This is a genomic window from Delftia sp. DT-2, from assembly GCF_028401915.1.
GTDB classification, from domain to species: domain Bacteria; phylum Pseudomonadota; class Gammaproteobacteria; order Burkholderiales; family Burkholderiaceae_C; genus Comamonas; species Comamonas tsuruhatensis.
Genome location: NZ_JAQOTI010000017.1, coordinates 1 through 13,003 on the forward strand (window position 1 = coordinate 1; position 13,003 = coordinate 13,003).

Annotated in this window: 11 protein-coding genes; 2 read left to right on the forward strand and 9 right to left on the reverse strand. The window is 64.4% G+C overall.

Going from position 1 to position 13,003, the window contains the following annotated elements; genetic code table 11:
• Window positions 1-110 precede the first annotated feature (110 nt).
• Window positions 111-1,445 (reverse strand): IPTL-CTERM sorting domain-containing protein, encoded by a 1,335-nt coding sequence (locus tag PO605_RS25465; RefSeq protein ID WP_231574357.1) that lies wholly within the window; start codon window positions 1,443-1,445, stop codon window positions 111-113.
• On the reverse strand, window positions 1,442-1,735 hold the full coding sequence (locus tag PO605_RS31065; protein WP_442874753.1) for a SprB repeat-containing protein: 294 nt from the start codon (window positions 1,733-1,735) through the stop codon (window positions 1,442-1,444). The genes PO605_RS25465 and PO605_RS31065 overlap by 4 nt, the downstream gene beginning before the upstream one ends.
• Window positions 1,736-2,111: 376 nt before the next feature.
• On the opposite strand from PO605_RS31065, the gene PO605_RS25470 reads away from it, so the two are divergent.
• Both PO605_RS25470 and PO605_RS25475 read left to right on the forward strand, forming a co-directional pair.
• A complete protein-coding gene (locus PO605_RS25470; protein WP_047469815.1) occupies window positions 2,112-2,456 on the forward strand; it encodes a hypothetical protein in 345 nt (114 codons plus the stop codon).
• A gap of 199 nt (window positions 2,457-2,655) precedes the next feature.
• Complete coding sequence (locus PO605_RS25475) at window positions 2,656-3,795, forward strand: hypothetical protein (protein WP_272207053.1); 1,140 nt, start codon at window positions 2,656-2,658, stop codon at window positions 3,793-3,795.
• Window positions 3,796-4,007: 212 nt separating this feature from the next.
• On the opposite strand, the gene PO605_RS25480 is transcribed toward PO605_RS25475, so the two are convergent.
• The 7 genes from PO605_RS25480 to PO605_RS25510 form a co-directional block, all read right to left on the reverse strand.
• Window positions 4,008-4,697, reverse strand: coding sequence for an ANTAR domain-containing response regulator (locus tag PO605_RS25480; RefSeq protein WP_047469812.1), 690 nt, complete (start codon window positions 4,695-4,697; stop codon window positions 4,008-4,010).
• A gap of 2 nt (window positions 4,698-4,699) precedes the next feature.
• Window positions 4,700-5,848 (reverse strand): transporter substrate-binding domain-containing protein, encoded by a 1,149-nt coding sequence (locus tag PO605_RS25485; protein WP_047469809.1) that lies wholly within the window; start codon window positions 5,846-5,848, stop codon window positions 4,700-4,702.
• An 81-nt stretch (window positions 5,849-5,929) separates the two neighbouring features.
• A complete protein-coding gene (locus PO605_RS25490; RefSeq protein WP_272207054.1) occupies window positions 5,930-7,666 on the reverse strand; it encodes a nitric oxide reductase activation protein NorD in 1,737 nt (578 codons plus the stop codon).
• Between the two features lie 12 nt (window positions 7,667-7,678).
• A complete protein-coding gene (locus tag PO605_RS25495) occupies window positions 7,679-8,536 on the reverse strand; it encodes a CbbQ/NirQ/NorQ/GpvN family protein (protein WP_272207055.1) in 858 nt (285 codons plus the stop codon).
• A 73-nt stretch (window positions 8,537-8,609) separates the two neighbouring features.
• Window positions 8,610-9,647, reverse strand: coding sequence for an aliphatic amidase (locus PO605_RS25500; RefSeq protein ID WP_043791758.1), 1,038 nt, complete (start codon window positions 9,645-9,647; stop codon window positions 8,610-8,612).
• Window positions 9,648-9,954: 307 nt separating this feature from the next.
• Window positions 9,955-11,364 (reverse strand): GntP family permease, encoded by a 1,410-nt coding sequence (locus PO605_RS25505; RefSeq protein ID WP_047472637.1) that lies wholly within the window; start codon window positions 11,362-11,364, stop codon window positions 9,955-9,957.
• Window positions 11,365-11,476: 112 nt separating this feature from the next.
• On the reverse strand, window positions 11,477-12,949 hold the full coding sequence (locus PO605_RS25510; RefSeq protein ID WP_082001566.1) for a cytochrome P450: 1,473 nt from the start codon (window positions 12,947-12,949) through the stop codon (window positions 11,477-11,479).
• Between the last annotated feature and the right edge of the window lie 54 nt (window positions 12,950-13,003).

A 13,003-nucleotide genomic window follows, 5' to 3' on the forward strand; every position in this document is an offset into this window, starting at 1 on the left:
TTCAAGCGCTCATCGTGCTTCGCCATGAAAAACACCCCATAGGTTGGACTGGTGTCCAACTTTTGGGGTGCAGTTCATTGCGGGCCTTGCTTTTTCAGGTCAGGCCTGCATCAGCGCTGGCGGCGCATGCGGCGCAGGCCGAATATTGCCAGCAGGGCAGACATCAGGATGGCGCCCCATTCGCTGAGCGTGGGAACGGCTGCTGCGCCGCCTGCTGGGGCTGCTGCCAGCACAGGCACGAGCGGATCGGCGATCACGCCCACGGCAGGGTTGGTGTCACCAGGGCCGTTGTCCGTGATGGTGTAGGTCACCGTGGTGCGCGCGCTGTCCACGATCACGTTCAGCGCGGTCGCAGGGTCAAACCAGCCGCCGACACCATCGGGCTTGCGGAACTGCACGCCTTCGGGGAGAGCGCTGGGATAGGTGAGAGTCATCGTCACAGATCCGGTGCAGTTTTCGGCGCTGAAAGCGAATTGTCCGCTGGGCGCTTGCAGGTTCGGTGGGGTGGAGGTCACAGGTCCGAAGCCGCCGCCAGGTTGCAGCGTGCAAGTGGTGCCGCCGCCAGACATCGTGGCAGACGGTATGCCGGTCATGCCAGGCACGCTGCCGGGCGCGCTCACCAGTTGCAGTTTGCGTGGCGTGGCTTGTGTGCTTGCAGAGGCTGGACCGGTTGTCCCGTTGGAGGCTGCGACCGTGAAGTTATAGGTGAAGCCATTGCTCAGGCCAGCCACGACGATGGGGGATGTCGTTCCTTGCTGAGTGATCACGCCAGGCGCACCGGGCACGGCCACGGGGGTCGCGATCACGGTATAGCCTGTGATGGGCGCGCCGCCATTGGAAGCAGGTGCAGTGAAGGTTACCGTAGCCTGCCCGTCGTCTGCAGCGATGTTGCCGATGGTGGGGGCTCCGGGTGCCGCTGCATTCACCATGAAGGTTTGAGACACCTGTGATGCAGGCAGGTAGCTTGCGTTACCACTTTGGTTCGCATCAACGGTGCAAGAGCCTGTGTTCACAAAAGTCAGCGTGCCGCCCGTGGTGACCGTGCACACCGCAGTTGTGTTTGCGCTGAAGGCCACCGGCAGGCTGGAGCTGGCCGTCGCGGTCAGTGTTGGCGTTGTGCCGAAAGTTTGGTCGCCGGGGTTTGGGAACGTGATGTTCTGGTTTTGCTGTCCATTCACCAGTACGCCGGTCGTGGCGCCTACGTTCGCCAAATTCAGCACAACGTTGGCGCCACCGCTCGTCATCGTGCTCCCGTTGAGATCGATAGCGGTTCCTAACGACACTCCATTTGCGTCAACATCACCTGGCTGCACGGTATATATGAAGGTCAGGGCGGAGCTGTTGCTGCCACCGACGAAGTTCGCTTGCCGCAGAGTTGAACCAATCGTCAAAGGAATTGAGGGCGTGCCGCCAGCTGTTACGGTCACGGGAGCGCTGTAGGTCACAGTGAACTGCAGGTTCTGTCCAGCACTATAGGTTCCGTCGGGGGGGGGACGCTTACTGATTGCACTGAGGCGGCAGGAGCTACAAGCGTGTAGCTCAGCGTGGTTTGGCACGCTTTGGAGTCTGTGATGGTCACCGAATATTGACCGGGAGCCAGTCCTGTCGCGGTTGCCGCTGCGCCACCGGAGGGGGTCCATGAGTAAGCGTAGCCAGGAGTCCCCCCTGTCGCGACAACTGTTGCGCTACCGTTGTTGCCTCCAACGGGATTGATCTGCGACTGCGTGCCTGACAATGTTTCAGGCTGTCCAACGGTCGTAGAAGCTGTTTGATTTGGGCAGTGGCCGTGCCGTTGTTTGCCCCGTTACAAGAGGCATCGGTGTGGGACGCGGACAAGGTCAGCTGTGCGCTTGCAGAGCCGGTGTAGGTGACAAGAGCAAAGATGCCGCCTAGCACCCATGTGCGGAAAACCCCAGAAGACATGTTGTTCCCTTACTTTGGAGATCGGCGCAATCTCTCTAGCTCTGTTTGCTGAACTTTTGTTTGATGACCAAACGCGCTGCAAATTGTATGAATTTGTGTATATTGTGTCTATCACTGAAACTTGGTAGTTACTCCGGCTAGGCGGCCTGGTCCTGGGGCGGTCGTCCCAAGCCTGCCAGCTTCGGGGGATGAGCAAGGAATACAAGCAGTTTCCGCAGTGGGAACGCATCGAGCTGGACTACAGGGCCGGCATCCAGGGCCTGAGGCAAATCGCAGCAGAGCAGGACATCAGCCAGGGGGGCGATCCGCAAGGCGCTGAGAGTGATGACTGGAGCTGGGTGCTGTCGGAGCGCATCCAGGACAAGGCCGAGCAGTCGGTACGCAAGGAGGCGGTACGCAGCGAGGTCTGCGCGGAACGCAGGGCGTCCGAGCGGCCCACGGCCCTTGTGCGCTCACTGCGACTGCCAAGAAATACGGCAGGACTGAGAGCCATTATTCGAACTCCTCGGCGCCCGAGGAATGATCGTTTCTGAATGGCTGGCTTAGCTTGAGAATAGATCCGCAGGTGGTGATGACTGGACAAAGCGTCAACTTCCGGAGGGTGCTCTGAGGCTATATTCCGTCTGCGGGAAGCTGCGTTCGTAACTTGAACGCATGCGCCTGGGAGGGGGTTTCATGCGTGCGCCTGAAGCTGTGTCAAGGCTTGCGATAAATATTCAGAGGAAATTGGCAATGGGTATCGTTTTTCGTCAGACTGAAATCAACATCAAGATTGCCAAGAAGCAAGGCAAGGAGATTTCCAAGCTTCTGCAGGACAAGGGATGGATTGCCGAGGATATGCCGTTGGATGCCGCAATGGCAGCTATTGGCTGGCATGGGAAATATCAAAAAACTCTGCTGATAATTGATGAGATTGATGTTGATAAAATAACCAAACAGGTATCCGAACAGTTCGAGGCTCTGGCTTCTTTTGTGCGAGATGGAAGCTTCGTCCGCTTTGAGTCAGAGGAGAGCAGTAAAGACTACGCTCTATGTGTTTTCGAAGGGGGCAAGGCTCATGGCTATGGATGGTTGGGAACCCATGAAAAGACCGCAGTGGTTGCCGCCATCGGAACTGTGCCCAGCGGCCCATGGAATGAGTATATTCATGACGAATCGCCTTCCCGAGAGAAGCTGACAGATCACCGCTATTGGGCAGTGGTGGCTTGGGAAATGGCGGAAAATATTCAGTTCATTGCCCGGAGTTCCACGAGCTTCAGTGCCAAAGACAAGGATCAATCTTACTGGATCATCCGGGCTTGTGAGGAGGCAAAAACCTCCCTGATCGGGAAACGTCCTCTCCTTGTTCAGGATATCCAGATGTATGAGAAGGGTGTGAGCCAGGTTCCGCAGCGCATTACGAGCGATGTACATGAAATGAAACTGCGCTGGCTAAAAGTGCCGCGCAAGAAGTTGGCAGCGCTGGATTTTGACATCAATGCTGATGAGCTACAGGAGCTTCTCCGCTATCGTGATACTTTTGCGCCAGGGAAAGAGTTCTTGGTTGATGGGCAGGAGGGTGTATATCAACCTGAAGTACTTGAATTCCTAGAATACCTGCGTGGAGCATCTTGGTTTCAGCAGCTTTGCAAGCTGGCGAAGGATGGCGAGAAACGTATGGAGATCATTACGGAATTTCACGGGCTGATGTCTGATGTAATGGAGTCTGCCGATATGAAGGAGCTTTTGTTTAATCTGCATTGGAGCGCTTCCGCTGAGAAGGGAAGCGCTGCCCTCGTTCCTGGCGTGAGCAGTGAAGAGATTTCTTCGTATATGGCTGGCGAAATCTACAACGCAATGCAGAGAATCAGCCAACTGGCCGCGACAAAGTAAGGTTGCTGAGAGGCTTCTCTTGTAGGCGAAAGCACTCTGCTATCAACCGACCATGTGAAGCCTCAGTTAGCGGGCATCAGCACGTCGTGCCGAGCCCGACAGCCTCGGCGTCGGGGGCACTTTTCTTGACACGCTGCATGCGTTCAAAAGAAAGAGGACCCTGGTTCCCCGGGGCCAAACCATGGCTGCTGGCGGCAGGAGTCCTGCGTGATTTACCCGCCCACGCCCTTGCCCAGCGACAGTATTTCGCTCGCATGGACGATGGCCTGGGCAATGTCCTCCACCGAGCTTCGCCGGCTCATGGCCTGGGCGCGGATCATGTCGTAGGCCTGGTCTTCGTTGATGTGGTGGGTTTGCATGAGGATGGCCTTGGCTTCGGCCACGCGGCGCTGGCCCAGCAGCTTGGCCTGGAGCTTGGCGATGCGCTGCTGCTGCTGGCGTGATTCCTTGTGGTTTCTGCGCGCCAGCACCAGGGTGGACAGCAGGCCGAAGGAGCGGATGGGCGAGGGCAGGATGGCTTGCACCTGCAGCTCCAGCACGGCGGAGACGATGGTGGGGTTCTCGTAGTTGACCACGGCGATGGCGGTGGGCGGGCTCTCTCCCTCGCCCTGGGTCCAGGCGTAGTTCAACTGCAGGTGATCGGGGCGCACGGCCAGGAAGACCACGTCCGTGCCCTCGGGCAGGCTGGGCTGGGGCGGCCAGATGGCCTGGACCTGGCAGCCTATGCGCTGCAGCTGCTGGGCCAGCAGTCGGCCGTCCGCGTCGTCGGGGTGGACGATGGCAATGCGCAGCTGGCGCAGTTCCTTGAGCTGGGGCGAGGTGGCGCGCAGCAGCGGCTTTCTTTCCAGCAGCGGCCGGCCTGTGGCAGCGCTGCCGGTTTCCTTGTTCGGTTCGGCATCCACGCTCAGTTCTCCAGGGCACCGAGGCTGGCGGTCCAGTCGCCCAGTGAATGGGTGACCAGATAGGGGTCGGGCGAGACGGCCCGGGTGGCCTGGCGCACGATGGTGAAGCCGCCTTGGGCAGTGGCGCGGCCCACGCGCGGGTACAGCCAGGTGTGGTGGTTGCCGGGATCGAGCCGGATGCGGCCCTGGGGCGCGTCGAACTCGCTGCCCAGCAGATGGGGCAGCAGATCGCCGATGCGGTCGCTGCCGGCCTGGCGGAAGGCGTTGGCGAACAGGTGCATCTGAAAGTAGGCGGCTTCCCAGCACAGGTTGGGCCGGCAGTCGTCGCCCAGGCGCTGGCGCAGCCGGGCCAGGCAGCGCGCATTGGCCGGTGAATCGATGGACTGGAAGTAGGGCGCGGCTGTGAAGTGGCCGGCCGCCACGTCGGCACCCATCTGGGCGATCTCGGCCTCGGAGGTGGTGAGGCTGGCAATCGGCATGGTCTGCGGGTTGAAGCCCGCCTCTGCATAGGCGCGGTAGAGGCTGGCCGTGGAGTCGCCGACCACGGTGGAGAAGATGAAGTCCGGCTGCCTTGCGCGGATGTCCTGCATGATGGCCGCGTAGTCGCGCTCGGTGGCGTCCAGCGGCAGGTAGTGTTCACCGAGCTTGTCGCTGCCGGGGTGCTGCATGACCAGCTCGCCCATGATGCGGTTGGACTCGTAGGGGTAGATGTAGTCCGAGCCGATGAGGTAGACCCGCGCGCCGAAGCTGCTGGTCATGTAGTCGGCCAGCTGCACGCTGTTCTGGTTGGGCGCGGCGCCCGTGTAGATGACATTGCCCGAGAACTCGAAGCCTTCGTAGAGCGTCGGATAGAACAGCAGCCGGTTCCACTTCTCGACGATGGGGATGACGGCCTTGCGGCTGCTGGACATGTAGCAGCCGAAGATGACGTTGATGCCGTCGCGCACGATGAGCTGCTCGGCCAGCGCCGCATAGCGGGCCGGCGTGGAGGCCGGGTCGTAGCGCACGGCGACCAGTTCACGCCCCAGCAGGCCGCCCGACTCGTTGATTTCGTCGATGGCCAGCTGCGCGCCCTGCAGCTGGGACTGGCCTATGGTCGATGTGGTGCCGGTGGCCGAGTAAAGAATGCCGACTCTGACGGGGTCGTTCATGGGTTCCTTGTATGCCAGGTGCTGGCGTGCGTTCTTTGCATGCTTCAGGTTAATCGAGATTGGCGTGGCCGGTGGCCGTGGTCAGCGGCCTGCTGCGAGCCTTGCGCCCATCTGGGACAGCCGCCTTGGCAGATGCCGCGCGTCGTCGGCAATGCCGTAGTTGCGCCCGCCAAAGATATGGCGCACATAGCCGTCGGCCTGGCTGTCCACGGCCAGGCAACTGATGCGTATGCCTGCGGCGCGGGCCTGCTGCACGGCATGGCGCGCGTCTTCGATCAGGTAGCGGTCGTCATGCACGTCGATGTCGGCGGGTGCTCCATCGGTGATCACCAGCAGATGGCGCTGGCCAGCAGGCTCGGCAGCCAGCAGGCTGCTGGCGTGGCGCAGGGCGGCGCCCAGGCGGGTGGAATGGCGCCCCTGCAGTGCCTGCAACCGGGCGGCCGCTGCTGCGGCAAAGGGTTGGCCGAAGTCCAGCAGGCGCAGGTAGCGGACTTCGGCGCGCGTGTTGGACGAGAAGGCGTGGATGGCCAGGCGGTCCACGCCGGTCCTGTGGCCTGCGCGCGATTCGGCCAGCATGAGCGCCGCCTGTTTCTCCAGCTCCAGCAATCTGGCGCCGTGGGGGCCGGGCGTGTTGACCGATTCGGAAGCGTCCATCAGCACCAGCAGGCTGGTGGGGCGCGGGCCTTTGCCGGCACGCATGAAAAGGCGAGGTTCCGGTCGCAGGTTCAGGCGGCGGTCCACCTGGACCTCGATGGCGGCATTGAAGTCCAGGTCATCGCCCTCCCACTGGCGGCGCAGGCGCTGGCGCCGGTCCAGCTGGCGTGCGGGCGGCAGCGGCAGGGGCGGCAGTGTCTGTCTGCCGGCCTGGGAGCCTTTCCCGGCCAAAGCCTCGGCCTGCCATGCGGGCAGGGTGTCGATGACGGTGCACCAGTCCGTCTTCAGGCGCTCCAGCCTGCGATCCCATTCGGGATAGCTGTGGCGGGACAGTTCCAGGCCTGGGTCCAGGTCCAGCGACTGGCCTTCCTGTGCATCGGACTGCTGTCCTGCGCCGGCCGATGGAGGAGGGGCCGCACGCGCAGCGGACTGCTGCAGCGCGAGTGTGTCTTCCTCGCCCTGGGGCGACTCCGGATGCTGCCAGAGATAGCTGTTGTCATCACGGTAGGTGCTGGGCACGGCATGGTGCTGCGGGTCCATGCGCACGCGCATCTGTCCCAGGTCGTTGGCCAGGATGGAGGCAATGGCCCGGAATGCGGCGTAGTCCTCCAGGCCATGGCGCGTGGCGGTGTTCTCGAATAGGTCACGGGCCTTGTGGATCCAGTGGTTGCCGTCCATGCGCTCTGGCCACAGCAGCATGCGGTCCAGCCGGGCCATGAAGGCGGCAAAGCCCAGGTCGGATGGGTCGGGCTCGGGGGCGATGCAGGCCTCAAACCAACGGCGCACGCCGGGGTGCTGCAGGCACAGCAGCCGCTCCACGCGCGCATCTTCCAGTGCGCCCACCACGGCCTGGCCCATGGGCTTGAGGGCGCTGCTGTACTGGCGGGCGGGCGAAAAGCGCAGGTGGGCTGCGGCATGGGCCATCGTCGCTGCGTGCAGGTGTGCCTGAATGGGCAAGTTGGCGGGAATCAGCAGCCGGGCAGGCTGGCTGATCAGCACGGCGCGCGGCGGCAGGGCGTGGGCCTGGCCCGGCGCCGGGGCACTGGCCGGCGCCCTGGCCAGCGCCTGCACGGCGACAGGCTGGCGCGCGAGGCCGCTGGCCAGCAGGCCCAGCGTGTGCAGCAGGCGGGCCTCTTCGGGTAAGGCAGCGGAGACGATGGCCATGGCGCGCGGCCCTCAGGCGCCGAACTCGGCTTCGACCAACTGGCGCAGCGCGGCGGCGGTGTCGGGGTCGTCGGTCAGGGCGCTGGTGATGGTCATGTCGCAGCTGTCATGCACCGAGACGCCGTCGCGCATCAGCAGGCCCGCGTAGATCAGCATGCGGGTGGAGGCGCCTTCGTCCAGGCCCCGGTGGCGCAGTTCGCGCGTGCTGCGCGCCAGGCTGACCAGGCTGCGAGCGGTGGCCGGGGCAATGCCGGTCTCGTGGGCCACGATGTCCGCCTCGATCTCGGGCGCCGGGTAGTCGAAGTCCAGGGCCGCGAAGCGCTGGCGGGTCGATGGCTTCATGTCCTTGGCGCTGCTCTGGTAGCCGGGGTTGTAGGAGACCACCAGCTGGAAGTCGGGATGGGCATGCACCACCTCGCCCTTCTTGTCCAGCGGCAGGGCACGGCGCGCATCGGTCAGCGGGTGAATGACGACCGTGGTGTCCTGGCGGGCCTCCACCACCTCGTCCAGATAGCAGATGCCGCCGTGGCGCACGGCAAGGGTCAGCGGGCCGTCGTGCCAGGCCGTGCCGTCGGCATCCAGCAGGTAGCGGCCCACCAGGTCGGAGGCCGTCATGTCCTCGTTGCAGGCCAGCGTGACCAGGGGGCGCTTGAGCGCCCAGGCCATGTACTCCACAAAGCGCGTCTTGCCGCAGCCCGTGGGGCCCTTGAGGATGAGCGGCATGCGGTGCTGGTAGGCCTGGCGGTAGAGCTGGACCTCGCGGCCCGAGGGGCGGTAGAAGGGCTCTTCCTCGATGCGGTAGGCCGCCAGCGGGTCGGTGGCCTGGCTGGCAGGAGCGTGCAGCGGGCCTGTGGTTGTTGTCGTGCTCATCTTCACTCTTCACCTTTCCGTGTTCATGGGCGGGCCTGCCCCCGGGCCTGCAGGCTGCGGAGGCAGGACGCTGTCAGCGGTGCCTGGGCGCTTCGTGCGGAATGCCTTCGATGGGGCATTCGGGCGTGCCCACGGTGGTGCGCGTGAAGGACTCCACCATCTCGCGCGTGCCCTCGGGATCGTTGACCCACTGGCTGTAAAAGTTGTAGGGGCAGGCGGCCACGCCCTTGTCCCCGTCGCCGGAGTTGATGGTGCCGGTGTAGCCGCGGTGCACGAGCTTGAACAGGTGGTTCTGCGACTGGCCGTTCTTGCGCGCATCGCGGATCAGGTGCTTGGACAGTTCGGCGTACTGGATGCCCATCTCCTCCTCGCCGGTCTCGCCCAGGGTGCGGCCATCGAAGCCGATGATGGCCGAGTGCCCGAAGTACGAGTACACGCCGTCGAAGCCCGCCGCATTGGCCACGGCCACGTAGCAGTTGTTCATGAAGGCCATGGCCTTGGAGACCATGATCTGCTGCTCCTTGGCCGGGTACATGTAGCCCTGGCAGCGCACGACGAGCTCGGCGCCGCGCATGGCGCAGTCGCGCCAGATCTCGGGGTAGTTGCCGTCGTCGCAGATGATGAGGCTGATCTTCAGGCCCTTGGGGCCCTCGCTCACATAGGTGCAGTCGCCCGGGTACCAGCCCTCGATGGGCACCCAGGGCATGATCTTGCGGTACTTCTGCACGATCTCGCCCTGGTTGTTCATGAGGATCAGGGTGTTGTACGGCGCCTTGTTGGGGTGCTCCTCATGGCGCTCGCCCGTCAGCGAGAACACGCCCCAGACGTTGGCCCTGCGGCAGGCGTCGGCGAAGATTTCGGTCTCTTCGCCCGGGATGGCGCTGGCCGTGTCGTACATCTCCTTGGCGTCGTACATGATGCCGTGCGTGGAGTACTCGGGAAAGATCACCAGGTCCATGCCCGGCAGGCCGCGCTTCATGCCTACCAGCATGTCCGCGATCTTGCGGCAGTTGTCCAGCACCTCGGCCTTGGTGTGCAGGCGCGGCATCTTGTAGTTGACCACCGCCACGCCGACGCAATCGTTGCTGCTGGAAATATCTCCGTGTCTCATGCTGCTGCTCCTGAAGGGGTTGAGGGGGCGGCGCGCGGCATCGCAGCCCCCTCGATTCCCGGCCCACAAAAAAAGGCCCGAACCGCTCCGGGTCAGGGAGCGGTTCGGGCCTTGTTGCCCGACATCGGCGCTGGCAGCTTTGGCAGCGGATGTCGTCTTGTAGGTAATGCGGGAATGAACCGGGGCGATGCCTTATCGCCGTGCATGCATTGTTGCCTTGCACCCGCCCCGCGCATATACGTCATATGCCGGTTGTGGCGGGCGCGAGGCCGTGGTATTTCCCGCGCGCGCTCTGCGCCCTGGTCCCTCAGAAGGACCCGAACATGGTGCCGAGCGTGATCACCAGCACCAGGGCCAGCAGGGGCGCGCCAATGGTCATGATGGCGATGTTGCCGTACGACTGGCGGTGCGTGAGGCCGCAGATGGACAGCAGCGTGATGATGGCGCCGCTGTGCGGCAGGGTGTCGAAGCAGCCGGCCGCCATCACGGCCACGCGATGCAGCAGCTCGGGGCTGATGCCCAGCTGGGCGGCCATGGCCAGGTAGTCCTTGCCCAGCGTGGACAGCGCAATCGACAGGCCGCCCGACGACGACCCCGTGATGCCGGCCAGCACGTTCATGGCCACGGCCTCGGAGATCAGCGGGTTGTGGGGTGCCACGTTGAGCACGGCCTCGCGGATGATGGCAAAGCCCGCCAGCCCCGCGATGACCGCGCCGTAGCCCACTTCCGAGGCCGTGTTGAAGATGGGCAGCATGGAGCCCAGCACGCCCTTGTTCACCGACTCCTTGAGATTGCGCCAGCGGCCCAGGCCCAGCAGCACCAGTGCGGCGCAGGCCACGGCCAGGGCCAGGATCAGCGCCCACAGGCCCGTCTGCTTGGCAGGATCCACCGCAGGAAAACGGTCCTTCAGAAAGCCGAAATCCATCTGCGGGAACACGCCGTAGGTGAGCAGCGCATTGACCGCGATCACCAGCACCAGCGGCAGCAGGGCCAGCAGCAGCGGCAGGTCCCGGCGGCTGTGCAGGGCGGGGTCGCTTTCGTCATGCAGGCCCTGCTCGACAGCGTCGTCATGGTCGCCGTAGCCTTCGCCCGCCACGCGTGCCTTGGCCGCGCGCGACTGCAGCCACCACAGGCCCAGGGCCAGCATGGTCATGCCGCCGATGATGCCCAGGCCCGGCGCCGCGAACACATTGGTGCCGTAGTAGGGAATGGGAATGGCGTTCTGGATGGACGGCGTGCCCGGCAGCGCCGTCATGGTGAAGGTGAACGAGCCCAGCGCGATGGTGGGCGGTATCAGCCGCTTGGGCACATGGGCCGCGCGGAACAGCGACTTGGCAATCGGATAGATGGCAAAGGCCACCACGAACAGCGACACGCCGCCATAGGTGAGCACGGCGCAGGCCAGAACCACCGTGAGGATGGCGTGCTTCTCGCCCAGCACGCGCATGATCCAGTGCGATATCGCGGTGGCTGCGCCCGAGTCCGCCATCAACTGGCCGAACAGCGCGCCCAGCAGGAACACCGGGAAGAACTGCAGCATGTAGTTGCCCAGGGCGCCCATGAAGGTGCTGGTGTACAGCGGCAGCATGTGGCCCAGGTCGCCGGACAGCAGCACGGCCACGGCGGCCATCAGGGGGGCCAGCAGCAGCACGGAGATGCCTCGGTAGGCCAGGAACATCAGTCCCGCCAATGAAATCACGATTGCCAGGGTACTCAAATCGTCTCCAGTCCAGTGGTTCTAGTCAAAAAGACAGAATAAATGCAGATGGGTGACAATTTGGCGTAATTGGCGTGCTTTGTGGATGATTTGGCGCAATATATCGCCACGTTTACCCGGGCTGAGCGCCGCTGCGCGACTGCAGCCGCAGTCTCAAGGGCATGGATGGCCGCAGCGTGACCTGCAGCACGGGGCGGGGCGCGCTGGCACCTTCGGGCACGCTCAGCCGCAGACGCTGCAGCACCATGGCCGCCACCACCGTCATCTCCGCGCTGGCCAGGTGCTGGCCCAGGCACACGCGCGCGCCGGTGCCAAAGGGCATCCAACTGCCGCGCGGCACGGCGGGAGAGCCGTCCTTGTCGGTGTCGTCGAAACGCTGCGGCCTGAACGCATCGGGCTCGGGAAACCAGCGCGCATCGCGCTGAATGAGGCCGGGCGCAATCATGAACATGGTGCGTGCAGGCAGGCACCACGGCCCCAGTTGCACAGGCCGCGTGCAACGCCGGCTGATGAGCACCGGCGCGGCCGGGTACAGGCGCATGGCTTCCTGAAGGCTCCAGCCCAACTGGCGCAGCGCCGGCAGGTCCTGCGCCGTGGGCGTGCGGCCCTGCAGCTGTAGATGGATCTCGTCAGCCACCTGCTGCTGCGCCTCGGGATGGGTGGCCATGCACCAGGACCACCAGGTCAGGCTGCTGGCCACGGTTTCGTGACCTGCCAGAAAGGCCGTCATGCATTCATCGCGCACGGCCTGCAGTGTCCAGGCCTGGGCGTCGCCCCGGTGCAGGCGCAGCAGGCGGCTGAGCAGATCCTCGGGCCAGTCTGCATCGGCCTGCGCCAGCCGGAGCCGGACCTGCCGGTCGATGAAGCTGCGCAGCCAGGCAAGCGCCCGGCGCTTGCGGCGCTTCCAGGGCATGGCATCGGGCCAGCGCAGGGGCCAGTAGAACTCGCTGTTTGCGGCATGGCTGACTTCGCGGATGGCGTGCTCCGCGGAGCGCGCATCCTCGCCGATGGCGCCGGAGAACATCAGCCGCATGATCACATCCATGGCCAGGGCGGTCAGCGCCTGTTCCATGGGAAAGTCCTCGGACTGCTGCGGCCAGGCCTGCAGCGCGGCCTGCGCGGCTGCGGCCAGGGCCGGTATCTGGGCCTGCACGGCCTTGGGGGAGAAGGCCGGCAACAGGGCCTGCCGCTTGCTGCGCCAGGGCTGGCCTTCGCTGACCAGCACGCTGTGGCCGTGCAGCTGGGCAAAGACCGAGATGCCGTGCTCCCAGCGCACCAGCGCGTCGTGCTGGCCGACCAGCAGCTCGCGCACCAGTTCGGGATCCGTGATGACGACCTGGTGCTCTGGCCAGATGCGCAGATGGATGGCATCGCCGTGCTCGCTGCGCCATTGCTCCAGCGTACCCAGCAGGTCGCGCGACATGCGGCGCAGCAGGCCCCAGCCTGTGAGGCCTGAAGCCGGGCCGGGCGGCCAGGCGCTGGCGGCCGTCTGTGCCTGCCCCGGCGCAGCTTGGGCAACGGGGCATTGGCCGGCATTCGGCTGCGACTGCGTGGATGGATCTTGCGGAAAGTTGGAGCGGTTCATGCCCGCATGCTCGGGCAGTGCATGGACTCGGGTCTTGAACGAAAGCGTCATCCG

Excerpts from the sequence above, each read along its gene's own strand:
- PO605_RS25470 (WP_047469815.1), top strand. The coding sequence starts at position 2,112 with ATGAGCAAGGAATACAAGCAGTTTCCGCAGTGGGAACGCATCGAGCTG.
- PO605_RS25475 (WP_272207053.1), top strand. The coding sequence starts at position 2,656 with ATGGGTATCGTTTTTCGTCAGACTGAAATCAACATCAAGATTGCCAAG.
- PO605_RS25485 (WP_047469809.1), bottom strand. The coding sequence starts at position 5,848 with ATGAACGACCCCGTCAGAGTCGGCATTCTTTACTCGGCCACCGGCACC.
- PO605_RS25490 (WP_272207054.1), bottom strand. The coding sequence starts at position 7,666 with ATGGCCATCGTCTCCGCTGCCTTACCCGAAGAGGCCCGCCTGCTGCAC.
- PO605_RS25495 (WP_272207055.1), bottom strand. The coding sequence starts at position 8,536 with ATGAGCACGACAACAACCACAGGCCCGCTGCACGCTCCTGCCAGCCAG.
- PO605_RS25500 (WP_043791758.1), bottom strand. The coding sequence starts at position 9,647 with ATGAGACACGGAGATATTTCCAGCAGCAACGATTGCGTCGGCGTGGCG.
- PO605_RS25510 (WP_082001566.1), bottom strand. The coding sequence starts at position 12,949 with ATGAACCGCTCCAACTTTCCGCAAGATCCATCCACGCAGTCGCAGCCG.